The organism is Phenylobacterium haematophilum (assembly GCF_014196295.1).
GTDB classification, from domain to species: Bacteria; Pseudomonadota; Alphaproteobacteria; order Caulobacterales; family Caulobacteraceae; genus Phenylobacterium; species Phenylobacterium haematophilum.
In genome coordinates, this window is sequence record NZ_JACIDK010000007.1 from 26,945 (window position 1) to 49,707 (window position 22,763).

General features: G+C 68.8%; 18 protein-coding genes. 11 read left to right on the plus strand and 7 right to left on the minus strand.

The genetic code is table 11. The features are described 5' to 3' along the window. Window positions 1-62: 62 nt before the first annotated feature. Entirely contained in the window at window positions 63-977 is a 915-nt protein-coding gene (locus GGQ61_RS18775; protein ID WP_183776172.1) for a hypothetical protein, read from the minus strand. Window positions 978-1,147: 170 nt separating this feature from the next. Here GGQ61_RS18775 and GGQ61_RS18780 point away from each other — a divergent pair, with 170 nt between their 5' ends. Next, window positions 1,148-2,533, plus strand: coding sequence for an amidase family protein (locus GGQ61_RS18780; protein WP_183776177.1), 1,386 nt, complete (start codon window positions 1,148-1,150; stop codon window positions 2,531-2,533). Here the strand turns inward: GGQ61_RS18780 and GGQ61_RS18785 are convergent. From GGQ61_RS18785 to GGQ61_RS18795, 3 genes are all read right to left on the minus strand, one after another. Further along, window positions 2,530-3,858 carry a hemolysin family protein gene (locus tag GGQ61_RS18785; protein WP_183776179.1) on the minus strand — a complete coding sequence of 443 codons (1,329 nt, stop codon included), beginning with the start codon at window positions 3,856-3,858 and terminating at the stop codon, window positions 2,530-2,532. The two genes, GGQ61_RS18780 and GGQ61_RS18785, sit on opposite strands and share 4 nt — an antisense overlap. A gap of 336 nt (window positions 3,859-4,194) precedes the next feature. After that, a complete protein-coding gene (locus tag GGQ61_RS18790; RefSeq protein ID WP_183776181.1) occupies window positions 4,195-5,400 on the minus strand; it encodes an acetyl-CoA C-acyltransferase in 1,206 nt (401 codons plus the stop codon). A gap of 82 nt (window positions 5,401-5,482) precedes the next feature. Next, the gene (locus GGQ61_RS18795) at window positions 5,483-7,564 is read right to left on the minus strand and encodes a 3-hydroxyacyl-CoA dehydrogenase NAD-binding domain-containing protein (protein WP_183776186.1); all 2,082 of its coding nucleotides are present in this window, start codon (window positions 7,562-7,564) and stop codon (window positions 5,483-5,485) included. A gap of 173 nt (window positions 7,565-7,737) precedes the next feature. Here GGQ61_RS18795 and GGQ61_RS18800 point away from each other — a divergent pair, with 173 nt between their 5' ends. From GGQ61_RS18800 to GGQ61_RS18815, 4 genes are all read left to right on the plus strand, one after another. Beyond that, a complete protein-coding gene (locus GGQ61_RS18800) occupies window positions 7,738-8,517 on the plus strand; it encodes an SDR family oxidoreductase (protein WP_183776192.1) in 780 nt (259 codons plus the stop codon). Window positions 8,518-8,599: 82 nt separating this feature from the next. After that, complete coding sequence (locus GGQ61_RS18805) at window positions 8,600-11,680, plus strand: intermembrane phospholipid transport protein YdbH family protein (RefSeq protein ID WP_183776203.1); 3,081 nt, start codon at window positions 8,600-8,602, stop codon at window positions 11,678-11,680. Window positions 11,681-11,712: 32 nt separating this feature from the next. Beyond that, entirely contained in the window at window positions 11,713-11,895 is a 183-nt protein-coding gene (locus GGQ61_RS18810) for a YnbE family lipoprotein (RefSeq protein WP_183776208.1), read from the plus strand. 11 nt (window positions 11,896-11,906) lie between these two features. Continuing rightward, window positions 11,907-12,272, plus strand: a complete 366-nt coding sequence (locus GGQ61_RS18815; protein WP_183776211.1) for a YdbL family probable chaperone protein — start codon at window positions 11,907-11,909, stop codon at window positions 12,270-12,272. Between the two features lie 264 nt (window positions 12,273-12,536). On the opposite strand, the gene GGQ61_RS18820 is transcribed toward GGQ61_RS18815, so the two are convergent. Continuing rightward, entirely contained in the window at window positions 12,537-12,743 is a 207-nt protein-coding gene (locus GGQ61_RS18820) for a DUF4170 domain-containing protein (protein WP_183776214.1), read from the minus strand. Window positions 12,744-12,936: 193 nt separating this feature from the next. Here GGQ61_RS18820 and GGQ61_RS18825 point away from each other — a divergent pair, with 193 nt between their 5' ends. Together GGQ61_RS18825 and GGQ61_RS18830 are read left to right on the plus strand one after the other, a co-directional pair. Next, window positions 12,937-14,373, plus strand: coding sequence for a helix-turn-helix domain-containing protein (locus tag GGQ61_RS18825; protein ID WP_183776216.1), 1,437 nt, complete (start codon window positions 12,937-12,939; stop codon window positions 14,371-14,373). 67 nt (window positions 14,374-14,440) lie between these two features. Next, the gene (locus tag GGQ61_RS18830; RefSeq protein WP_183776220.1) at window positions 14,441-15,670 is read left to right on the plus strand and encodes a TetR/AcrR family transcriptional regulator; all 1,230 of its coding nucleotides are present in this window, start codon (window positions 14,441-14,443) and stop codon (window positions 15,668-15,670) included. On the opposite strand, the gene GGQ61_RS18835 is transcribed toward GGQ61_RS18830, so the two are convergent. Both GGQ61_RS18835 and GGQ61_RS18840 read right to left on the minus strand, forming a co-directional pair. Continuing rightward, the gene (locus tag GGQ61_RS18835; RefSeq protein WP_183776231.1) at window positions 15,667-17,373 is read right to left on the minus strand and encodes a GAF domain-containing hybrid sensor histidine kinase/response regulator; all 1,707 of its coding nucleotides are present in this window, start codon (window positions 17,371-17,373) and stop codon (window positions 15,667-15,669) included. The two genes, GGQ61_RS18830 and GGQ61_RS18835, sit on opposite strands and share 4 nt — an antisense overlap. Before the next feature lie 190 nt (window positions 17,374-17,563). Continuing rightward, the gene (locus tag GGQ61_RS18840) at window positions 17,564-18,499 is read right to left on the minus strand and encodes an isopenicillin N synthase family oxygenase (protein WP_183776236.1); all 936 of its coding nucleotides are present in this window, start codon (window positions 18,497-18,499) and stop codon (window positions 17,564-17,566) included. Between the two features lie 84 nt (window positions 18,500-18,583). On the opposite strand from GGQ61_RS18840, the gene GGQ61_RS18845 reads away from it, so the two are divergent. The 4 genes from GGQ61_RS18845 to GGQ61_RS18860 all read left to right on the plus strand — a co-directional run bounded on the left by GGQ61_RS18845 (window position 18,584) and on the right by GGQ61_RS18860 (window position 22,702). Beyond that, window positions 18,584-19,258 carry a YiaD family glycine zipper/OmpA-like lipoprotein gene (locus GGQ61_RS18845; RefSeq protein WP_183776239.1) on the plus strand — a complete coding sequence of 225 codons (675 nt, stop codon included), beginning with the start codon at window positions 18,584-18,586 and terminating at the stop codon, window positions 19,256-19,258. 125 nt (window positions 19,259-19,383) lie between these two features. Continuing rightward, complete coding sequence (locus tag GGQ61_RS18850; RefSeq protein ID WP_343056211.1) at window positions 19,384-21,252, plus strand: monovalent cation:proton antiporter-2 (CPA2) family protein; 1,869 nt, start codon at window positions 19,384-19,386, stop codon at window positions 21,250-21,252. Window positions 21,253-21,324: 72 nt separating this feature from the next. Beyond that, complete coding sequence (locus GGQ61_RS18855) at window positions 21,325-22,059, plus strand: CoA transferase subunit A (protein ID WP_183776241.1); 735 nt, start codon at window positions 21,325-21,327, stop codon at window positions 22,057-22,059. A gap of 1 nt (window position 22,060) precedes the next feature. Next, window positions 22,061-22,702, plus strand: a complete 642-nt coding sequence (locus tag GGQ61_RS18860) for a 3-oxoacid CoA-transferase subunit B (protein ID WP_183776243.1) — start codon at window positions 22,061-22,063, stop codon at window positions 22,700-22,702. Window positions 22,703-22,763 lie beyond the last annotated feature (61 nt).

Sequence of the window (22,763 nt, forward strand, 5' to 3'; positions counted from 1 at the left end):
CGCCGCTGCGGCGCGCGCGGTAATTTAGCTCGGACTTCGACAGATGTGGGGCGGGAAATCGCTCAACGCTGCGCCGTGCGGATCGGCCGCACGGAGTCCGTCGCACACCCGGCCGGCTCCAGCATGGCGTGCTGGGCCAGGCAGTAGATGTCCTCGTAATACGGGCCGGCAGCGGCCAGGCACTGATAAAGGTTGAGCTTGGCCACCCGCACGCACATGCCGCTGCGAGGTTCGCTCATCAGCGCTCCGGCGCGACCACTCTCGCCCAACACGGTCAGGGCTGCGACGGCGAGCCCGCGCGAGACCATCGGACTGGGCGGTCCGCCGCGTTTCCCGCCCTGCGACAGCGTGGAATAGAGCTGGGCCTGGTCGCCGCCGGCCGGCCGGTAGCCGGCGCTGGAGATCTGCTTGACCCGGGTCAGCCGCGCCTTGGCGTCGGGGACGAAGACCTTAGCCCAGGCCTGGCGCTGGACGTCGTAGGAGGCCTTCTTCACGCGCTTGCCGCTGGCCTCGAGGGCCTCGCCCTGGCGATAGAGCGCGGCGCTGGCGCGCGCCGCGCCGGCGTCGGCGCCGGGCAGGCTGGCCGCGAGATCGGGGCGAGCGGCGAGGCGAGCGGCCAGTCCCTTGCCCGACTTGTCCTGGGCGGCTTTGCGCACCCCGGCCACGAACTTCGGCTCCTGCAGGGCGGCGAGCGCGGCGTAGGCGACCATGCCGGCCTCCAGCTGCCTTGGCTCGTAGCCCGAGCCGATGCGCAGGCCCTCGGCCACCGCCGCCGGATTGGCGAATGACGCGTCGATGCCGCGGGCGTTGCGCATGAAGCTCTCGAAGGCCGCGGCCTGGCTCTCCAGCCGACGGTCGGCCTGGGCGCCGGGCGCCGGTCCCTTGCCGCCGCCCTTGGGCGCAGGCGTGCTCGCGCACGCGGCCAGCACCAGCAACGCCCCGGCGGCCGTCAGGCCGCGCTTCAATCCCTTGTCCATATCGGACCCCTCCAAACCAAAGAGGCCCCCCCGTGTCCGGAACTCCACGCCGTTAGGGTTGAGGAAGGGTTGCTGAGCTTGACCGTCAGCCTGCGTCCGGAGGCCGCAGCGCGCCTGGACTCCGCCGGACGTCCAGAGCAGGCTGGCGAAAACACTAAGGGAGCGCCGCCATGTCCGAGACCCTCGCCGAAGATCTGTCGGAGGCCTCGGCCGGCGCGCTCGCTGCAGCCGTGGCGGCCGGCCGGGCCAGCGCGCTGGAACTGTGCGAGGCGGCGATCGCCCGCATCGAGGCGCGCGACGGGCCGATCAACGCCGTGGTGGTCCGCGACTTCGACCGCGCTCGCGCCGCCGCCCGCGCCGCCGACGCGGCGCTGGCTCGCGGCGAACGCGGCTCGCTGCTGGGCGTGCCGATGACGGTCAAGGAATCCCACAACGTCGCCGGCCTGCCGACCACCTGGGGGTTCGAGGCGGCCAAGGGCTGGATCGCGCCTGCGGACTCGGTCGGCGTGGCGCGGCTGAAGGCCGCCGGCGCGATCATCCTCGGCAAGACCAACATTCCGGTCAGCCTGGCCGACTGGCAGAGCGTCAATCCGATCTATGGGCGCACGCGCAATCCCTGGGACCTGGAGCGCACGGCCGGCGGATCGTCCGGCGGCGCCGCCGCGGCGGTGGCCGCCGGGATGGTCCCGCTGGAGATGGGCACGGACATCGGCGGTTCGATCCGCGTGCCGGCCGCCTTCTGCGGAATCTTCGGTCACAAGCCGAGCTACGGGATCATTCCGCAGCGCGGCCACGCCCCGCCCGGCCTGGACGGCCTCGACGTGCCGCTGGCCGTGGTCGGCCCGCTGGCGCGCACGGCCGCGGACCTGGAGCTTGCACTCGACGTGCTGGCCGGGCCGCTGGACGAGGAAGCGTTCGGCTATCGTCTCGACCTGCCGCCGGCGCGACATGCACGGTTGGGCGACTATCGCGTGCTGGTGCTGGACGCCCATCCCGCCGCCGTCACCGACGCGGCGATCGTCGCGGCGCTGGGCGAGCTGGCCGGCAAGCTGGAACGGGCCGGCGCGAGCATCGCGCGCAGCAGCGAGCTGCTGCCGGACCTCGCCCAGGGCCACGAGGTCTATCGCGGCCTGCTGACTACGGCGATGTCGCGGGGAGGCCCTCCGCAGGCTCAGCCGATGAGCGCGCACGACTGGATGAACCTGCAGGACGCGCAGCTGGCCGTCCGCCGGGCCTGGGCGCGGTTGTTCGAGGCCTTCGACGTGGTGCTGGCGCCGGCGCACGGGTCGCTGGCCTATCCGCATGACGACAGCGACCCGGGATCCCGGACGCTGCTGTTGAACGGCGCGGCGACGCCCTATTTCGACCAGCTGGCCTGGCCGGGCATCGCCACGCTGGCGCACCTGCCGGCCACCGCCGCGCCGGTGGGAATCAGCGCGGGCGGCTTGCCGATCGGCGTGCAGATCATCGGGCCGTACCTCGAAGATCGCACGCCGATCGCGTTCGCCGGCCTGCTCGAGCAGGCCTTCGGGGGCTTTCGCGCCCCGCCAGGCTAGGACGAGAGCATATCGCCCAGGCTGGGGGCCTCCGGATCGACCTGCGGCGTGAACAGCAGCTTGTCGATACGGCGGTCGTCCATGTCGATGACTTCGACCCGGAAGCCAGCGATCTCGAAGACGTCGCCTTCGCTCGGCAGGCGGCCGATCTCGTGCAGCACCAGGCCGGCGGCGGTGTGGAACTGGCTGGTCTCGGTGAAGTCGGCGCCCAGCGCCTTGGCGAGGTCGTCGACCTCGGCGCGGCCGTCGACCAGATAGCTGCCGTCCTCGCGCTTGATGATCGCTTCGGACGTGTCCGAGTCGTGCTCCTCGTCGAAGTCGCCCGCGATCATCTCCAGCAGGTCGGTCGGGGTGACCACGCCTTCCAGGGCGCCGAACTCGTCGACCACCAGGGCCATGTGCAGCGGCGTCTGCTTGAGCAGTTCCAGCGCCCGCAGCAGAGAGGTGGTCTCGACCAGGTAGATCGGGGTGGCCATCAGCGCCGCGACGTCCGGCTTCTTGCCGTCCAGCATGGCGTCGAGGACATCCTTCTTGTGGATCACGCCGACCGGCTCTTCCACATCGGCGCCTTGGGTGACCACGATGCGCGAATAGGGGCAGGCGCGGATGTCCGCCATCTGCTGCTCGTGCGGATCGGACAGCGAGATCCAGTAGATGTCCCGGCGCGGGGTCATGGCCACCCGCACCTGGCGGTCGCCGAGGCGCAGCACTTCGCCGATCATCGCCTGTTCCTCAGGCTCGATCAGGCCGGCGCTGGCGCCTTCGGCCAGAACGGTCTCGACTTCTTCGTGGGTGATCTGTTCGCCCTTCTCGTCCTTTATGCCCAGCAGGCGCAGCACGCCGACGGTGGACGCGGTCAGCAGCGAGACGAACGGGCCCATGAGCTTGGCCATCAGCGACAGCGGCCGGGCGACCAGCGAGGCGATGGTCTCGGGGAACACCATGGCGAAGCGCTTGGGCACCAGTTCGCCGACGATCAGCGACAGATAGGTGATGACCACGACCACCACGGCGGTCGAGATCAGCTCTGAATACTCATGCAGCGCCGGAATGGTCTCCAGCATGTGGTCGAGCTCGCCGGCGATGGTGGCCTGGCCGTAGGCGCCCGACAGAATGCCGATCAGGGTGATGCCGACCTGAACGGCGGCGAGGAAGCGCGTGGGGTTCTCCGAGAGCCGGAGGGCCGCAGCGGCCCCCTTGTCGCCGCGCTCGGCGCGGGCCTGCAGTTTAGCTCGGCGGGAGGAAACGACCGCCAATTCGGACATGGCGAAAAGGCCGTTGAGCACCAGCAATAGGAGCACGACGGCCGAGGCGAAAAGGATCATTTAAAGGTTGGTCCAGGCGAGGCCCTCTGGGAGCCCCGCCGCACCCTATCTTGAATGGGCCGTCCGCGCGATATTCCCGCCACGGGATGACACGTCCGTGTCCTGCCGTGGCGGCTTTGGCGTCAGTCCGGGTTGAGGCCGCGGCGGCGGCCAGGCGGCGGGCCGACCAGCGAAGGCCAACACCTCGCTTACGGAAAAGGGCCGCCCTCGCGGACGGCCCTTCCCGATAGTCGGTTGTCTTCGACGTCTGGAAGATCTCGAAGAAGCCGCCGCGCCCACCGAAATCGCCGAAGCGATTTCGGCGACTCCTTATGATGGGCGCGGCCTTCGGTCCTCTTAGAAGATCTCGAAGAGGCCCGCGGCTCCCATACCGCCGCCGACGCACATGGTGACGACGCCCCACTTGGCGCCGCGACGCTTGCCTTCGTGCAGGACGTGGCCGGTGCAGCGGGCGCCGGTCATGCCGTAGGGGTGGCCGATCGAGATCGAGCCGCCCGAGACGTTGAGCTTCTCGTTCGGGATGCCCAGCTTGTCACGGCAGTACAGGACCTGGCTGGCGAAGGCTTCGTTCAACTCCCACAGGTCAATGTCGTCGATGGTCAGGCCGTTGCGCTCCAGCAGCTTCGGGATCGCGAAGACCGGGCCGATGCCCATTTCTTCCGGACCGCAGCCGGCCACGGCCATGCCGCGGTAGGCGCCGAGCGGGGTCAGGCCGCGCTTCTCGGCTTCCTTGCGCTCCATCATCAGCACGGCGGCCGAGCCGTCCGACAGCTGGCTGGCGTTGCCGGCGGTGATGAACTTGCCTTCCGGCGCGTAGCGGCCGCCCTTGAACACCGGCTGCAGCTTCTGCAGGTCGGCCAGGGTGGTCTGCGGGCGATTGCCCTCGTCCATGGAGATGGTGATCTCCTTGTCCGCGGTCTCGCCGGTTTCCTTGTTCACCAGCACCTTCATGACCGTGGTCATCGGGGCGATTTCAGCGGTGAACCGGCCTTCCGACTGGGCCTGGGCGGTGCGCTGCTGCGATTGCAGGGCGTACTCGTCCTGGGCCTCGCGGCTGACGCCGTAACGCTCGGCGACGACTTCGGCGGTCTCGATCATCGAGGTGGCCAGGGCCGGGACGTTCTGGGCCAGCCAGGGGTCGCCGGTCATGAAGCGGTTCATCTTGTCGTTCTGGACGAGCGAGATCGACTCCACGCCGCCGCCGATGGCGATCGGGGCGCCGTCGTTGATGATGTACTTGGCGGCGGTGGCGATCGCCATCAGGCCCGACGAGCACTGGCGGTCGAGGGTCATGCCCGACACGGTCACCGGCAGGCCGGCGCGCAGGGCGGCCTGGCGAGCGATGTTGTTGCCGGTGGTGCCTTGCTCCAGCGCGCAGCCGAACACCACGTCGTCGATCTCGGCCGGGTCGACGCCCGCGCGTTCGACGACGGCGGCGATCGAGTGGCCGGCGAGGGTCGCGCCGTAGGTGTTGTTGAAGGCGCCGCGATAGGCCTTGCCGATCGGGGTGCGGGCGGTGGAGACGATTACGGCTTCACGCATTGAAGAGCATCCTAACGAGTTGGGAGGGTAGTCCTGCTCACCCCCGGCGCGGACGCCGGGGGCGGTCTTGGTCGGCGTCGCCTTACAGGTCGGCGAACTTCTTGTTTTCCGCGACAAGCTTTTCCAGGAGCGCGGCCGGCTTGAACTGGTCGCCCATGGTGGCTTGGAATTCCTTCATCTTGGCGAGCACCTTGGCCGGACCGACCTGGTCGCCGTAGTGCATCGGGCCGCCGCGATAGACCGGCCAGCCGTAGCCGTTCTGCCAGACCACATCGATGTCGCTGGCGCGGATGGCCTTGCCTTCTTCGAGGATCTTCACGCCCTCGTTGATCATCGGGAAGATGCAGCGCTCAAGGATCTCCTCGTCGCTGATCTTGCGCGGGTTGGCGCCGGATTTGACGATGAAGTCGTTGATCACCTTCTCGGTGAACGGGCTCGGCTTGGCGACGCGGTTCTCGTCGTAGTCGTAGTAGCCGGCGCCGGTCTTCTGGCCGCGGCGGTCGGCTTCGCAGAGCACGTCGCGGATGCTTTCGCCCTTCGACTTCTCCTTCACCCAGCCGATGTCCAGGCCGGCCAGGTCGCTCATCGCAAACGGGCCCATCGGGAAGCCGAAGTCGTAGAGCACACGGTCGATATCCCAGGGCATCGCCCCTTCCATGACCAGCTTCTGGGCCTCGCGCTGGCGCGCGCCGAGGATGCGGTTGCCGACGAAGCCGGGGCAGACGCCCACCAGCACGGCGACCTTGCCGATCTGCTTGGCCAGCTTCATCGAGGTGGCGATCACCTCGTTGGAGGTGTGGTCGGCGCGGACGATCTCCAGCAGCTTCATCACGTTGGCCGGCGAGAAGAAGTGCAGGCCGATGACGCTTTCCGGACGCTTGGTGACCGAAGCGATCTCGTCGATGTCCAGGCCCGAGGTGTTGGTCGCCAGGATCGCGCCGGGCTTACAGATGGCGTCGAGCTTGGCGAAGATGTCCTTCTTGATGTCCATCCGCTCGAAGACGGCTTCGATCACCAGATCGACGTCGGCGAACGAGTCTTCCATCGACAGCGAGCCGGTGATCAGCGCGCAGCGCTCTTCGACCTGGGCCGCGGTGATGCCGCCGCGCGAGGCGGTGCGCTCGTAGTTCTTGCGGATGGTGGCCAGGCCGCGGTCCAGCGGCTCCTGCTTCTGCTCGACGATCACCACCGGGATGCCGGCGTTGGCGAAGTTCATGGCGATGCCGCCGCCCATGGTGCCGGCGCCGATGACGCCGACCTTCTTGATCGGGATCAGCGGGGTATCGTCCGGCACGTCCGGGATCTTCTGGGCGGTGCGCTCGGCGAAGAACGAATAGCGCTGGGCGGCCGACTGCGGGCCGCTCATCAGTTCCAGGAACAGCTTGCGTTCGACGGCCAGCCCCTCGTCGAAGGGGAGGTTCACCGCCGCTTCGATGGTCTGGATGTTGTATTCCGGGGCCAGGAAGCCGCGGAACTTGCGGGCGTTGGCCTTGCGGAAGTCGGCGAAGATCTCGGGCTTGCCGCGCGCGGCCTCGACCTTCTCGTTCTGGTCGCGGATCTTGCGCAGCGGGCGGCCTTCGGCGACCACCTTCCTGGCGAAGGCGACGGCGCCTTCCTTCAGCTTGCCTTCCTCGACCAGTTCGTCGACGAGGCCGCCGGCCAGGGCTTCCTTGGCGGGCACGTGGCGGCCGCTGGTCATCATTTCCAGGGCGCGTTCGGGACCGACCACCCGGGGCAGGCGCTGGGTGCCGCCGGCGCCCGGCAGCAGGCCGAGGGCGACTTCCGGCAGGCCGAGCTTGGCAGACGGGACGGCGACGCGGTAGTGCGCGCAAAGAGCCACTTCCAGCCCGCCGCCGAGGCAGGTGCCGTGGATCGCGGCGACCACCGGCTTGGGCGAGTCTTCGATCTGGGCCTGGACCTCGGGCAGACCCGGGCCAGCCATGGCGCCGCCGAACTCGGTGATGTCGGCGCCGGCGATGAAGGTGCGGCCTTCGCAGATCAGCACGATCGACTTGGCGGCGTCGTTGGCGTTGGCCGCCTTGAAGGCCTCGAACAGGCCTTCGCGGACCTTGGCCGACAGGGCGTTGACCGGCGGAGAGTTGAGCGTGATCACCGCGACGTCGCCGTCGAGCGTAAGGTCGGTCACCGAATTGATCTCGGCCATGTGGCGCATCCTCGATTGTTGGAGAGGGACGGCTCGTGGCGTGGCCGCCCTTGGATTCAAACGGTTGTTTACAGGCCTCGCCGGACGCGCGCGAGTCAAAAATCCTTAGGGTTTGCGAGCGTCCGACGGCGGGTCATAACGCCTACCAATCATCACCCTAGGGGAAGCAAGGCATGGCTCAGGGACTGTTTTCGCTGGAGGGCCGCGTCGCCCTCGTCACCGGCGGTTCGCGCGGCATCGGCAAGATGATCGCCAAGGGTTTCCTCGATGCGGGCGCGGCCCGCGTCTACATCTCCTCGCGCAAGCCGGCCGCCTGCGACGAGACCGCCGCCGAGCTGGGCGAGCGCTGCATCTCGCTGCCGCAGGACGTCTCGACGGTCGAGGGCTGCCAGACCCTGGCCAAGCGCCTGACCGACGCCGAGCCGAAGCTCGACATCCTGGTCAACAACGCCGGCGCCGCCTGGGGCGCGCCCTTCGACGAGTTCCCGGAAAGCGGCTGGGACAAGGTCGTCGACCTGAACCTGAAGTCGCCGTTCTTCCTGACCCAGGCGCTGCACGGTGCGCTCAAGGCCGCCGCCAGCCATGAACAGCCGGCCAAGGTCATCAACATCTGCTCGATCGACGGCATCCGCCTGAACCCGCAGGAGACCTATTCCTATCATGCGAGCAAGTCGGGCCTGATCTACCTGACCCGCCGCATCGCCGCCGAGCTGATCAAGGACTCGATCAACGTCACCGGCATCGCGCCGGGCGCCTTCGCCTCGGAGATGAACCGCGTGGCTCGCGACCAGGGCGACGAGATCGCCAAGCGCATCCCCTCGCGCCGCATCGGCCGCGACGAGGATATGGCCGCCGCCGCGATCTACCTGGCCAGCCGCGCCGGCGACTACGTGGTCGGCGAGACCATCGCCGTCGACGGCGGCGTGGCCCTGGCGACCACCGGCGGCCTCTAGGCTTTGGTGTAAACTTCCAACGGACGGCCACGCTTTCGACGGTTTTGCGTTATGACCTGCTGGAGAGCAGCAGGCGTCACGTTTGACCGAGTCAGAAACGAACCCGCCGTCACGGGCGGCCCGGCGTCGATGGCGCCGGGTCCATACCGCCGTGGCCGCCGGGGTGATCGTGGCCGTCGTGGTGGGCGGCACGGTCTATCTTACCCGCAGGGCGATCGCCCGCGAGTTGCTGGTCGGCTGGCTGGAATCGCGCGGCGTGCCGGCCGACGTCGAGTTCCGCGAATTCGAGTTCGGGGGCTTCACCGCGCGGGTCCGCGCCGGGCCGGAGAAGGACCCCGACGTCTCGGTCGAGCGGGTCGAGGTCCGCTACGGCTTCACCGGCTTCTGGTCGGGCGAGGCGCCGGGCGTGCGGGTGACCTCGGTCAAGCTCTACCGGCCGGTGGTCAAGGGCGCTTTCAAGGGCGGCAAGCTGAAGCTCGGGACGCTCGATCCGCTGATCGAGGAGTTCACCAGCCGCCCGCCGCAGCCGCAGGGCCCGCAGCCGCGGGTCGAAGTTCATCGCGGGGTGCTGCGGCTCGACACCGACTACGGCCTGCTGAAGGCCCGCGCCGACGCCAAGCTGGCCGACGGAAGGCTGATGTTGCTGGATGCGCGGCTCGACCCCGTGGCGCTGAAGGGGCGGAGCGTCGCTGCGAGGCTGGGCGAGGTCAGCCTCAAGATGGCGACCACTCGCGGTCGCGTGGACGTGCTGCTGCTGGCGCCGGTCGAGGATTTGGAGGCGCAGGGCCTGAAAGCGCAGGATGGCCGCGTGCGGCTGTCCGTCCAGGGGCCCTATCCCGACACCGTCCGCAAGCGTGGCGAAGGCCGGCTGATGGCGCGGCTCGAGGCCTCCGCCGCACAGGCGGCGCTCGGCCAGGACAATTTGGATGAGCTGCGGCTGGTCGCCAATTTCGACGGCGCAACGCGAGGCTGGATCGAAACCCTGGTGCTGGAGGGCGACGGCGACCTGCAAGTGGGCGCTCGCGGCGGCAAGGCCGCCGGCTTCACTTTGGTGGGCCTCAAGGGCGAGGCCTCGCTCGGCGACGTGCGCTGGACGCGGTCGGCCGGCGACGTGGTCTCCGGCGAGATCAGCAGCCGCTTCTCGGCCGACCAGGCCCGCGGCGGCGACCTTCGTCTCTTCGACGCCCGCGGCGAGCTCGGCGGACTGGCCGCTTTCGACGGCAAGCGCGTGGATCTGGCCCTGCGCGGGGCGCTCGCTTCGCGCGGCGGCTGGTCGGGCCTGGGGCCGGTGACCGCGGGCGATCAGGCCGAGACCGCGGCGCTCAAGCGGGCCCTGGCCGACTTCCAGCTGACCGCGAGTTCGATCGCGCTCGACGCCTCTCGCGAAGGGGTGTCGGTGGGCCTCGGACAACCGGCTGTGGTGCGTACCGCCAGCGGCGGAGAGCTCAAGCTCCATCGGGCCTCGGGCGGACCGATCTATGTGAACGGCGGCGGCGGCTTCGACGTGTTGGTCCGCGGCGGCGGCTTGCCGGAGGCGACGCTCGCGGTGCCGCGCTATCGCCTGACCGACGACGGCGTCGTCGCCACCGCGGCGCTGCAGGCCAAGGGCGGCTTCGCCCCGGTCAGCGCCGCCAGCATCGACGCGGCCGGCGAGGTGCGCATGGCGGGCGGCGCCGTCGACTTCGTCGCGGCCCGCTGCGTCGCCCTGGTCGCCGGTCACGTGGAACTCGGCGACAGCGACCTCGAACGAGCGAGCGGCGAGCTGTGCCCCCGGGCCGGCGCGCCGCTGGTCAGCCTCAAGGGCGGAACCTGGCGGCTGCGCGGCCAGGCCAAGAGCGTCGCGGCCGAACTGCCGTTCCTTGAGGCGCGCGTCTCACAGGGCGCCGGCGCTATCGACCTCTCCGGCTCTGGCGCCTTGATCAACGGCCAGCTCGAGATCGCGGCCGCCCGCCTGGACGACACCGCCGCCGAGACCCGCTTCCATCCGGTGCGGGCGAGCGGACGGGCCAGCGCCCGCAAAAGCGGTTGGCTGGCCGACTTCGCGCTGACCGATCTGGCCGGCCGGCGGCTGGCGACCGGCGACCTGCGGCACGCCGCCGATGGACGCGGCGCGCTGACCTTCGACACTGGCATGCTGACCTTCGAGGACGGCGGGTTGCAGCCGATCGGGCTCTCGCCGCTGGCCGCGATCGTCGCCTCGCCGGCCAGCGGCCGGGCGCAGTTCGATGGCGAGATCGCCTGGTCGCCGGGCGCCTCGACCAGCCACGGAACGCTGAACGTCGAGCGCATGGACTTCGTCAGCCCGATGGGGCCGGTGCAGGGTCTGGCCGGGCGCGCAGAGTTCAGCAGCCTGATCCCGCTGACCGCTGCGCCGGGCCAGGTGCTCAAGGCGCAGTCGATCAACAGCCTCGTGCCGTTGACCGACGTCGACGTGGTGTTCGGGCTGGAGCCGGACGCCGTCACCGTGGGGGGCGCGCGGCTGGCGATGGGCGGGGGGCTGCTCTCGTTCGAGCCGTTCCGCGTGCCATTCGACCTTAGTCAGCCGTGGAGCGGGGTTCTCGATATCGAGGGCGTCCAGATCAAGGACCTGGTCGAGGCCTCGCCGTTCGGCGACCGCGTCGATCTGGAGGCGAAGCTTACCGGCAAGGTTCCGTTCGAGGTGCGGCCCGAAGGCGTGCGGGTCAAGGCCGGGCGGCTGCGGGCCATCGAGCCGGGCCGGCTGTCCATCCTGCGCGAGGCGCTGGTGCCGGTGGCGGCGCAGGGCGGCGAGGTGATCGGGGCGGCGGTCGAAGGCGCCCCCACGGTGCCGGTCGCGCCGCCCGCTACGGAGACGGGCGAGATCAACGCCTTCAGCGAATTCGCCTACCAGGCCATGGAACATCTGGCGTTCGACACCCTCGATGCCGAGGTCAACAGCCTGGAGAACGGGCGACTGGGCGTGCTCATGCATCTGAAGGGCGAGCACAAGCCGCCGCAGAAGCAGGAGATCCGCTTGACCCTGATGGACCTGATCCGCCGCGACTTCCTGAACCGGTCGTTGCCGCTGCCGTCGGGGACCAAGGTCGACTTGACCCTCGACACCAGCCTGAACCTCGATCAGATCCTCAAGGACTTCGGCGAGTATCAGGCGCTTCGCGGTTCACAAGCCGTTCAGCCGGAATAATCCACCTTGGCCGTGAATTTGGAGACGACCATATGATGAGAACCTTGCCAGCCGTGGCGGTCCTGGCCGGAGCGGCCCTTACCAGCGCCTGCACGCCGACTGTGCGGGTGGAGGTGGCGCCGATCTCGATCTACGCCAAGCTGGACGCCGACGTCCGGCTGCGCCTGGACGACGACGTCAAGGCGCTGATCAAGCAGAACCCGAACCTGTTCTAAGGGGATTGAGCATGACCTATCGCAATCTGATGGCGCCTGTCGCCGCCGTGGTCGCCACCCTCGCCCTGGCCGGCGCGGCCCACGCCGACCCGGCCGCCGCCAAGGCCGCCGTCGATGCAGCCAAGGCCCAAGGCGTTGTGGGCGAGCAGGCCGACGGCTTCCTCGGCTTCGTGAACGCGGGCGCGGCCAGCGCCGAGGTCCGCGCCGCCGTGGCTGAGATCAACGCCGGCCGCCGCCAGCTTTACGCCCAGGCCGCCACCCAGAACGGCGTCAGCCCGGCCGCGGCCGGGGCCTCGGCCTTCCGCACCGTGGTCCAGGCCAAGCTGCGCCCGGGCGACTTCTACCAGGACGCCGGAGGCGCCTGGGTCAAGAAGTAGGCGCTACGCCCACCCCAACGCGAAAGGGCGTCCCGCGAGGGACGCCCTTTTCATTTGCGCGATCGGTCGAATGCGGTGATCGGGGCAGGGAAGCGACCGAATACAAGCTTCCCCGCCCGTCACCCTATCCGCCCCCCTTTCGGAGGTCCCGGATGCTGTATCCGCGGAGCGTCAGCGCCGCGGCAAGAACTCAAAAAAGTGAGCCCGCCCCACCCCGAAAGATCGGGCGGGCTCAAGGAGAGACAACTGGAAGCCCCCTGACCCTTAAGCCGGCAGTACGAGTTGTTCGGACGCGATGGCGAAGCGCATGGTGGCCTGGCTGCGGGTCTCTTCGGACACCTTCGCCCAAGCCTGTTTGGCTTCGTCGCGGCTCTCGTACGGACCCAGCACCTGGGGCGCGCCGTTCTTCAGCTTGGTGAAGGCGAGGCAGCTGTACTCCCCGCCGACAACCCAGAACCGTTCCTTGGTCATGGTCTCTTGCTCCCCCGGCTGGCGCCGGAACTGAGTCTTGTGAAAACCGATTTCGCCGGCCCGTCGCTTTGACAAGCCGTCGATCAAATCTAGCCGTCGGCCGGGCGGGGGCGAAGGGGCAGGCTTGTGCAACAAGGCTCACTTGTCACAGAGACACCTTGTAAAGGCTGTAAATCTGTGACAACCCGACAACATGGCCGTGACCACCACCGACCGGAAGCTGTTCCTGGGCGCGCGCCTCAAGCGCCTGCGCCGCGACCTGGGCCTCACCCAGACCCGCATGGCGGAGGATCTCGGCGTCTCGCCCAGCTACCTGAACCTGCTCGAACGCAACCAGCGGCCGGTCACCGCCCAGGTGCTGCTGCGCCTGGCCGAGGCTTACGACCTCGATCTCAAGAGCCTGGCGACCGATCCCGAGGACGGCGGCGCCACTGGGCTGTCGGAGGTGTTCTCCGACCAGATGTTCCGAGACCTCGGCGTCGCCCGCCATGAGATCGCCGAGGTGGCCGAGAGCGCGCCGGGCGTGTCCGAGGCGATCGTCCGCCTCTACCGCGCCTATCTCGACCAGCGCCGGCTCACCGACCTGGGGGCCATCGGCCGCCCGGAAGAGGGTTCGAGCGGTCCGGCGGTGCTGCCCTCCGACTGGGTGCGCGACTTCTTCCAGGCCCAGAAGAACTACTTCGCCGAGCTGGAGGAGGCGGCCGACGCGCTCACCGCCGATCTTGCCTGCGAACCGCTCGACTTCGCGATCTCCGCACGCGAGCGGCTGGCGGGGCGGCACGGCATCTCTGTGCGGGTGGTGCCGGTCGAGGTGCTGCCGGAGTCGGTCCGCCGCTACGACCATCACCGCAAGCGCCTGTTCCTGTCCGAGGCGCTGACCGCCGAGGGCCGCGCCTTCGCCCAGGCCTACCAACTGGCGATCCTCGAATACGGGCCGTTGCTCGATGCGCTGGTCGAGCGCTCGGGCCCGCCCGACCGCTCGACCCGCGGCCTGCTGAAGGTGTCGCTGACCAACTACCTGGCCGCGGCGGTGATGATGCCCTACGCGGCCTTCCACGAGGCGGCCGAGCGCAGCGCCTACGACATCGAGCTGATCCGCGCCCGCTTCGGGGTCTCGTTCGAGCAGGCCTGCCACCGGCTGACCACCCTGGCGCGGCCAGGCGCCCGGGGCGTGCCGTTCTTCATGCTGCGGGTGGATTCTGCCGGCAACATCTCCAAGCGCTTCGCCGGCTCGACCTTCCCGTTCTCGCGCTTCGGCGGCACGTGTCCGCGCTGGAACATCCACGCCAGCTTCCGCAGCCCCGGCCGCATCGCCACCCAGATCGTCGAGACCCCGGACGGGCAGCGATACTTCACCCTGTCGCGCACGGTCAGCCGCTTCGCCACGCCCTTTGCGGCGGGCGACACGGAACTCGCCATCGGCATGGGCTGCGAGCTGAAGTTCGCCGAGCGGCTGGTCTATTCGCGCGGCATCGACCTGCGCGATCCGGTCGCCACGGCCATCGGGCCCGCGTGCCGGATCTGCGAGCGGCCGGCCTGTCCGCAGCGCGCGGCCGAGCCGATCAACCGTACGCTGATGGTCGACGACTTCACCAAGTCGATCTCGCCTTATCCGTTTGCGTCAGGCTGACGCCTTGCGCGGCAAGGGGCTTGCGATAGAGAAGGGCAGGGCGGTTCAAGGCGTGCCAGGGGCTCGGATGGCGGAACGTAAGGGCGTGCGGGCGACGGACCGCTTCCGAAAGAAGCGCGATGCGATCCTTGACGCCTCCACCGTCCTCTTGAACCAGCGCGGGGTGAAGGGCTTGACCCTGGCCGACGCCGCGGCTGCGGTCGGCCTGTCGACCACCAGCGTCACCTACTATTTCAAGCGCAAGGACGACCTGGCCGCCGCCTGCATGATGCGCGGGATCGCCTGGTTGCAGGAGGCGGCGGAGACCGCGGTGGCCGAGCCGACCCCGGCCGACCGGCTGCACAAGCTGCTGGAGCTCTATTTCGAGCGCGTGCGGCTGATGGCGATCGGCGAGGGGCCCCCCATGCCGACCTTGGCCGATGTCCGGGCGCTGAAGGATCCGCACCGCGCCCAGGTGATCGAGGCGTTCGCCAAGGTGTTCCGCAAGGTCCGCACCCTGTTCGAGGCGCCGGAGCTGGCGTGGCTCAACCGTGGTCGCCGCACCGCCCGCACCCACATGCTGCTCGCCCAGCTGTTCTGGTCGGGAGCCTGGCTGCACAAGTACGATCCCGAGGACTACGGCCGGGTGCGCGAGCGGGTGTTCGACATCCTGGTCGGCGGCCTGGCGGTCGAGGGCGCGAGCTGGGCGCCGGCTCCGGTGCCGCTGGCCGAGCTGGCGGCGAGCGAGGGCGCGGAGATGAGCCGCGAGACCTTCCTGCTGGCGGCGACGCGGCTGATCAATTCGCGCGGTTATCGCGGCGCCTCGGTCAATAAGATCTCCGAGGCGCTGAACGTCACCAAGGGCTCGTTCTATCACCACAACGACGCCAAGGACGACCTGGTGGTCGCCTGTTTCGACCGCACCTTCGAGGTCATGCGCCGGGTCCAGCGGCTGGCCATGGCGCTGGAAGGCGACCAGTGGCTGCGCATTTCCAGCGCCTCGGCGGCGCTGGCCGAATTCCAGCTGTCGCAGTACGGCCCGCTGCTGCGGGTCTCGGCGCTGTCGGCCCTGCCTGAGGAGATCCGAATCGAGCAGGTCGCGCACTCTGACCGGGTGTCGGACCGCTTCGCCTCGATGATCTCGGACGGAATCGTCGAGGGCTCGATCCGGCCCGTTGACGCGGCCATCGCCGCCCAGATGCTGAACGCCACCCTGAACGCCGGATCGGAGCTGACCTTCTGGCTGCCCGACGTCACTCAGAAGGCGGCGCCGGCGGTGTTCGCCCGCCCGCAGCTGATGGGGATCTTCGCCCGCTAGGCGCGCAGTGCGACGACGTTGGAGCCCTGCGCCGCGCGCGCGGCCTTCTCGGCCCAGACCTGCTCGACCACATGCAGCAGCCGTTCGGCCGTGATCGGCTTAGTCACGTGGCCGTCGGCGCCGGCCCGGGTGGAGGCTTCGGCGTGCTCGGGCATCGCATTGGCGGTCAGGGTGTAGATCGGCGTGCGGCGGCCCTCGCGCTCCTCGCGCCGGCGGATCGCCGAGATCGCGGTCAGCCCGTCCATCACCGGCATCTGCATGTCCATCAGGATCAGATCGAACGTCCCGCGCGCGGCCTCGTCGACCGCTTCGGCGCCGTTTTCGACCGAGATCAGCTCGACGCCCGCTGCGCCCAGGATCAGTTCCACCACCCGGCGGTTGGTCGGATGATCCTCGGCCAGCAGCACCCGCATGGCGTCGAGATCGGCCGCATCGGCGATCGCGTCTTCGTGCTCGCCCCACATCTCGACCGCGCCGTGGCGGCGCGGGAGCTCCAGGGTCAGGACGAAGGTCGCGCCCTTGCCGGCCACGGCGCTGGCGCTGAGCTCGCCGCCCATCGCCTCGGCCAGCGAGCGCGAGATGGCCAGGCCCAGGCCGGTTCCGCCGTACTCGCGGGTGATCGAGCCGTCGGCCTGCTGGAAGCGGCCGAACAGGCGCTGGCGGGTGGCCTCGTCGAAGCCGATGCCGGTGTCGGCGACGGTGAAGACCAAATGGGTGGTGGTCTCATCGCGGCGGCCGGCGACGGTCAGCTTGACCTCGCCCTGAGCTGTGAACTTGATGGCGTTGCCCAGGAGGTTGGTCAGGATCTGGCGGATGCGCGGCCCGTCGCCTTCGAATGCGCCCTGGGCGTAGGGCTCGATCTCGACCTTCAGCTCCAGCCCCTTGGCCTGGGCGGTGGCCTGGAACAGCGCCGCGCAGGCGCTCACGGAGGTGGCCATGTCGAACGGCTCGAGCCGGATCTCCATGCGGCCGGCCTCGATCCTGGCCAGGTCGAGGATGTCGGTCAAAAGGGCTTCCAGCGTCTGGGCCGAGGTCTCTATCAGTTCGACCATGTCGGCCTGGTGCTGATTGAGGTCGGTCTTGGCCAGGGCCCCGGCGATGCCCATCACCCCATTCAGCGGGGTGCGGATCTCGTGGCTCATATTGGCGAGGAACTCGCTCTTGGCCTTGTTGGCGGCCTGCGCCTCGCCGGCGTACTTCACGAGATCGCGCTGGGCGTGGTGGCGCGAGCATTCGTTCGAGGCGATGGCCGCCAGATCGATTAGATAGCTGGCCAGGTCGCGGTCGTAGGCGTGCGGCGCGCGGCTGGCGACGCAGACCACGCCGATCGGTTGGCCGTCCGCCAGCCGGATCGGCGCCCCGGCGTAGAAGCGAACCGCCTCCGCTCCGACCACGTGCGGGTGGGTGCAAAACCGCGCGTCGGTCAGGGCGTCGGCGACCCAAAGCAGTTGGTCCTCGCCCACCACGATCTCGGAAAAGGACTGGTCCTGGCAGAGCTGCTCGTCGGTCCATCTGGGACCGACGCTGGCGTGCCAGGTGCGCTCGGCGCCGACCATCACCACGTCGCCCAGGTCCAGCCGGGCGAAGGCGCGCGCCAGGCGGCCGATCCGCTCGAAGGTCGGCTTCAGTTCGTCGAGATCAAGCGTGGCGATGGCGGCCAGCCGCGCGGCCTCGGCCCGTGAGGCCGATACAGGCTTGGACATGATGATCCCCCGGGCCGCGTCCTTGCGCCCACGATGGGGTGGCGCGGTTAAGTTTCCGTCTTTTTCCGAACGCCGTTCGGCAACCTTCGGTCGATCAGTTGTGGAAAACTGTCAAGCTTGGGGATTTTTTGCGGCGATGGCGTCGGGCGTGGCGAAAACCGACCCTCCGGCGCGGCGGGTCGGCTTCCGTCTATAGAAGCTTGATCTCGCGCAAACGTTCCTTGAGGAACTCGTCGGCGGTGATCGGGGCCAGGCCGCGGTCGGGATGCTCAGGGGTGATGCAACCTGGCAGGGTGCGGATCTCGTAGTCCGGATTGAAGTGCAGGAAGAACGGCGTGGAGTAGCGCGCGAAGCCGCGGCGTTCCGGCGCCGGATTGACCACCCGGTGGGTCGTCGAGGGCAGCACGTGGTTGGACAGCCGCTGCAGCATGTCGCCGATGTTGCAGACCACCGAGCCGGGCGGCGGGTTGATCGCCAGCCACTGGCCGTCGCGGTCGAGCACTTCCAGGCCGGCCTCCTCCGCCCCCAGCAGCAGGGTGATGACATTGATGTCCTCATGCGCGCCGGCGCGGATGTTGGGCCCGTCCTTGGGCACCGGCGGATAGTGCAGCAGGCGCAGGATCGAGTTGCCCAAGTTCACGGTCGGATGGAAGAACCCGCGGTCCAGCTTCAGATAGACGGCGATGGCTTCCAGAACCTGGCGCCCCATGCCGTCCAGGGCGTTAAACAGCCAGGCGATCTCGGAGTGGAACGCCGGAACTTCGGCCGGCCAGACATTGTCAGGCATGAAGTCGCGGAACGGGTGGCCGGCCGGCAGATCGCGGCCCATGTGCCAGAATTCCTTGAGGTCGAAGTGCTGGGCGTCCTTCGCGGTCTCGATGCCGAACGGCGTGTAGCCGCGCTGGCCGCCGACTCCGACCACATAGCCGCGCTTGATCTCCTCGGGCAGGGCGAAGAAGGCTTTGGTGGCGGCCAGCGCCGCCTCGATCCGGGCCTGCGGCAGGTCGTGGTCGGAGATCACCGCGAAGCCGAAACGGGCGAACGATCCGCCAAGATCGCGCGAGAAGCCGTCGAAGTCGGCGCCGAAGCGCTTGAACGAAACCGGCTTGATCGTCTCTGTCGTCACGTCTGAACCTTCGTCCCAGCTTGCGGGAACCTTGACCGTAGCGCTCGCGTTCGCACCAGAGTTTCACGATCGAGGAGATCGCTTATGCGCAAACTGACCGCCCTCGGGGCCTGCATCCTCGGGGCAGGGGCTCTGGCCGCCTGCACCACCACCGACCCCTACACCGGACAGGTCGTCCGCAACAACACCGGCACCGGCGCGATCGCCGGGGCGCTGGGCGGCGCCGCGCTCGGCTATCTGACCAACACCAACCGCAGCGAGCAGGGCCGCAAGAACGCGCTGATCGGAGCGGGCATCGGGGCGCTCGCCGGCGCTGGCGTCGGCAACTACATGGACCGCCAGCAGGCCGAGCTGCGCCGCGAACTGGCCGGCAGCGGCGTCGAGGTCCAACGCCAGGGCGACAACATCGTCCTGCAGATGCCCAGCGACGTGACCTTCGGGTTCGACCGGTCGGACATCCAGCCGCAGTTCTACGGCGCGCTCGACGATGTGGCGCGCAGCCTGAACAACTACCCGCAGACGCTGGTCGACGTGATCGGCCACGCCGACTCCACCGGCCGGGCCGACTACAACCAGACGCTCTCGGAACGCCGAGCGCTGTCGGTCGCCGACTACCTGACCGGCCGCGGCGGCGTGCTGCGCGACCGGCTCTATGTCGAGGGGCGCGGTTCGACCCAGCCCATCGCCGACAACTCGACCGACGCCGGCCGGGCCAAGAACCGCCGCGTCGAGATCGTGCTGCGGCCCTACACGGGCTGACGGGCGCCGGCCTGCCCCATCGGCGGGCAGGCCGGCCTCCCTCGCGGCTCAGGCGGCCGCCCCCGTTGCGCCGCGGCGCCTTTTGACACCACATACGCGCGAGAGCCGCCCCGCTCGGAGGGGCGGTGAAGCGTATTGGAACGTCGATGGCGGCAGAGGCTGCGGGGATGAATCTTGGGCACGCCGTCGCCCTGCTGGCCGCCGGCGTCGTGGCCGTGCCCCTGTTCCGCAAGCTGGGATTGGGCTCGGTGCTCGGCTACCTGGCCGCTGGTCTAGTCATCGGCCCGTTCGGGCTCAAGCTGTTCGCCGATCCCGAGGCGATCCTTCACGTCGCCGAACTGGGCGTGGTGCTCTTCCTCTTCATCATCGGCCTTGAGATGCGGCCCAGTAAGCTGTGGAGCCTGCGGGGGGAGATCTTCGGGCTCGGCGCGGCGCAAGTACTGGTCTGCTGCGCCCTGCTTTCGGGGGTGGCTATCCTCGGCGGCCTGCCGCCGGCGGCGGCGGTGATCGGGGCCAGCGGCTTCGTGCTGTCCTCGACGGCCGTCATCATGAAGATGCTCGACGAGCGCGGCGAGACCTCGACCGAGGCGGGTCAGCGCGCGGTCTCGATCCTGCTGCTCGAAGACCTGGCCGTGGTGCCGCTGCTGGCGCTGGTGGTCGTTCTCGGCTCGATGAGCGGCGGGGCGGTCGACGAGGGCCGTCCGGTCTGGCTCGGCCTGCTGATCGGTCTTGGCTGCATCGCCGTGGTGATCGCCGCCGGCCGCTGGCTGCTGAACCCGTTCTTCCAGATCCTGGCCCGCACCGGCGCGCGCGAGATCATGACCGCCGCCGCCTTGCTGGTGGTGCTGGGCACCGCGCTCTTCATGCAGTGGGGCGGACTGTCGATGGCCATGGGTGCGTTCCTGGCCGGGGTGCTGCTGTCGGAATCGACCTTCCGCTTCCAGCTTGAGGCCGACATCGAGCCGTTCCGCGGCATCCTGCTGGGCCTGTTCTTCCTCAGCGTCGGCATGTCGCTCGACCTGTCGGTGGTGGCGGCCGAATGGGGCCTGATCGTGCTCGGCGTGCTGGCCTTCATGATCGTGAAGGCGGCGGGCATCTACGGCGTCGCGCGGCTGTTCAAAGCCGGTAACACCGAGGCGATCCAGCGCGCGGCGCTGTTCGCCCAGGGCGGCGAATTCGCCTTCGTGCTCTATGCCGCGGCCGTTGCGGCAGGGGTCATGGACGGGCGCACCAGCGCGGCGATGACCGCCATCGTCATCATGTCCATGGCGCTGACCCCGCTGGTGGTGATCGTGCTGAACCGGGTGCTGCCGCCGCCGAAGGAGTCGATGGACGGGGTCGAACTAGCCGCCAACCTCGAAGGCCGCGTGCTTATGATCGGCTTCGGTCGGTTCGCCCAGGTGGTCAGCCAGCCGCTGCTGGCCCGCGGCATGGAGGTCTCGCTGATCGAGACCGACGTCGAGATGATCCGCGCCGCCGGGACCTTCGGCTTCAAGGTTTATTACGGCGACGGCACCCGGCTCGACGTTCTGCGCGCCTCGGGCGCGACCAACGCCGAGGCGATCCTGGTCTGCGTCGACAAGCCCGAGGTCGCCGACAAGATCGTCGAACTGATCAAGGCCGAGTTCCCCCTGGCCAAGCTGTTCGTCCGCGCATTCGACCGCGGCCATTCGCTGCGGCTGATCAAGGCCGGCGTCGACTACCAGATCCGCGAGACCTTCGAGTCCGCCCTGGCGTTCGGCAAGAACGTCCTCATCGAAATGGGGGTCGACGAGGTCGAGGCCGCCGAGATCACCCGCGACGTCCGCCGCCGCGACACCGAGCGGCTGGAGCTGCAAGTGGCCGGCGGGATTGAGGAGGGGCGCTGGCTGATGCGCGGCAACATGCAGACCCCGACGCCCGAGCCGTTCTCCGTCCCCAGGAAGGAGGGCGAGGCGGGCAACAAAGAGGCGGCCGACGTCCTGAAGACGTCGCCCAAGGCTCTGGCGGAGTAGTTCTTCGCCATTTGATGAATTTTTTCGCCCGACCCTGTTCTCAACAACGCGTTGGCAGCTTAAAGGGGCCTCATGGCTGGAAAGACCCGCAACGACGCCGTGGACGCCCTCGCCGGGCTGCTGTTCGACGGCATGACGATCATGGCCGGGGGCTTCGGCCTCTGCGGCATCCCCGAGAACCTGATCGGCGCGATCAAGGAATCCGGCGTCAAGAACCTGACGGTGGTGTCCAACAATTGCGGGATTGACGGCTTCGGTCTCGGGATCCTGCTCGAGAGCGGCCAGATCAGGAAGATGATCTCGTCCTATGTCGGCGAGAACAAGCTGTTCGAGCAGTTGTATCTGTCGGGCGCGCTGGAGCTCGAGTTCAATCCGCAGGGCACCCTGGCCGAGCGCATCCGCGCCGGCGGCGCCGGCATCCCGGCCTTCTTCACCAAGACCGGCGTCGGCACCCTGGTGGCTGAGGGCAAGGAGGTCCGCGACTTCGACGGCGAGACCTATGTCATGGAGCGCGGCCTCACCGCTGACCTCGCCATCGTCAAGGCCCACACCGGCGACGCCGAGGGCAACCTCGTCTATCGAAAGACCGCGCGGAACTTCAATCCGATGATGGCCACGGCCGGCAAGGTCACCGTCGCCGAGGTGGAGAACCTCGTGGCGATCGGCTCGATCGACAAGGACCATATCCACACCCCCGGCATCTTCGTCGACCGCATCATCAAGGGCGCGGTCTACGAGAAGCGCATCGAGCGGGTGACCACCCGTCCCAAAGAAACGAAGACGGGCGAAGAGAAGGCGAGCGCGTAAGATGGCCTGGACCCGTGACGAGATGGCTGCCCGCGCCGCCAAGGAACTGCGCGACGGCTTCTATGTGAACCTGGGCATCGGCATCCCGACCCTGGTCGCCAACTATATTCCCGATGGCATGCACGTGACGTTGCAGAGCGAGAACGGCATGCTGGGCATGGGTCCCTTCCCCTATGAGGGCGAAGAGGACGCCGATCTGATCAACGCGGGCAAGCAGACCATCACCGAACTGCCGAGCTCGTCCTACTTCTCCAGCGCCGACTCCTTCGCGATGATCCGCGGCGGCCACATCGCCCTGTCGATCCTGGGGGGCATGCAGGTGGCCCAGAACGGCGACCTGGCCAACTGGATGGTGCCAGGCAAGATGGTCAAGGGCATGGGCGGGGCCATGGACCTGGTGGCGGGGGTCAAGCGCGTCGTCGTGGTCATGGACCACTGCGAGAAGTCGGGCGCGCCTAAGCTGCTCAAGGAATGCAGCCTGCCGCTGACCGGCGCCGGCGTCGTCGATCTGCTGATCACCGAACTGGGCGTCTTTGAGATCAACCGCGGCAAGACCGCGGTGAAGCTCATCGAACTGGCGCCGGGCGTCACGGTCGATGAAGTGAAGGCCAAGACCGAAGCGGCGTTCGAGGTGGCGGTTTAGGGCGCATCCCTCCGCGGGTTCGGCGCGTATCCTTCCTGTCTGCGGCCCTTCGGCCGCGCCA

Excerpts from the sequence above, each read along its gene's own strand:
- GGQ61_RS18775 (WP_183776172.1), bottom strand. The coding sequence starts at position 977 with ATGGACAAGGGATTGAAGCGCGGCCTGACGGCCGCCGGGGCGTTGCTG.
- GGQ61_RS18780 (WP_183776177.1), top strand. The coding sequence starts at position 1,148 with ATGTCCGAGACCCTCGCCGAAGATCTGTCGGAGGCCTCGGCCGGCGCG.
- GGQ61_RS18785 (WP_183776179.1), bottom strand. The coding sequence starts at position 3,858 with ATGATCCTTTTCGCCTCGGCCGTCGTGCTCCTATTGCTGGTGCTCAAC.
- GGQ61_RS18790 (WP_183776181.1), bottom strand. The coding sequence starts at position 5,400 with ATGCGTGAAGCCGTAATCGTCTCCACCGCCCGCACCCCGATCGGCAAG.
- GGQ61_RS18795 (WP_183776186.1), bottom strand. The coding sequence starts at position 7,564 with ATGGCCGAGATCAATTCGGTGACCGACCTTACGCTCGACGGCGACGTC.
- GGQ61_RS18800 (WP_183776192.1), top strand. The coding sequence starts at position 7,738 with ATGGCTCAGGGACTGTTTTCGCTGGAGGGCCGCGTCGCCCTCGTCACC.
- GGQ61_RS18810 (WP_183776208.1), top strand. The coding sequence starts at position 11,713 with ATGATGAGAACCTTGCCAGCCGTGGCGGTCCTGGCCGGAGCGGCCCTT.
- GGQ61_RS18815 (WP_183776211.1), top strand. The coding sequence starts at position 11,907 with ATGACCTATCGCAATCTGATGGCGCCTGTCGCCGCCGTGGTCGCCACC.
- GGQ61_RS18820 (WP_183776214.1), bottom strand. The coding sequence starts at position 12,743 with ATGACCAAGGAACGGTTCTGGGTTGTCGGCGGGGAGTACAGCTGCCTC.
- GGQ61_RS18825 (WP_183776216.1), top strand. The coding sequence starts at position 12,937 with ATGGCCGTGACCACCACCGACCGGAAGCTGTTCCTGGGCGCGCGCCTC.
- GGQ61_RS18830 (WP_183776220.1), top strand. The coding sequence starts at position 14,441 with ATGGCGGAACGTAAGGGCGTGCGGGCGACGGACCGCTTCCGAAAGAAG.
- GGQ61_RS18835 (WP_183776231.1), bottom strand. The coding sequence starts at position 17,373 with ATGTCCAAGCCTGTATCGGCCTCACGGGCCGAGGCCGCGCGGCTGGCC.
- GGQ61_RS18845 (WP_183776239.1), top strand. The coding sequence starts at position 18,584 with ATGCGCAAACTGACCGCCCTCGGGGCCTGCATCCTCGGGGCAGGGGCT.
- GGQ61_RS18855 (WP_183776241.1), top strand. The coding sequence starts at position 21,325 with ATGGCTGGAAAGACCCGCAACGACGCCGTGGACGCCCTCGCCGGGCTG.
- GGQ61_RS18860 (WP_183776243.1), top strand. The coding sequence starts at position 22,061 with ATGGCCTGGACCCGTGACGAGATGGCTGCCCGCGCCGCCAAGGAACTG.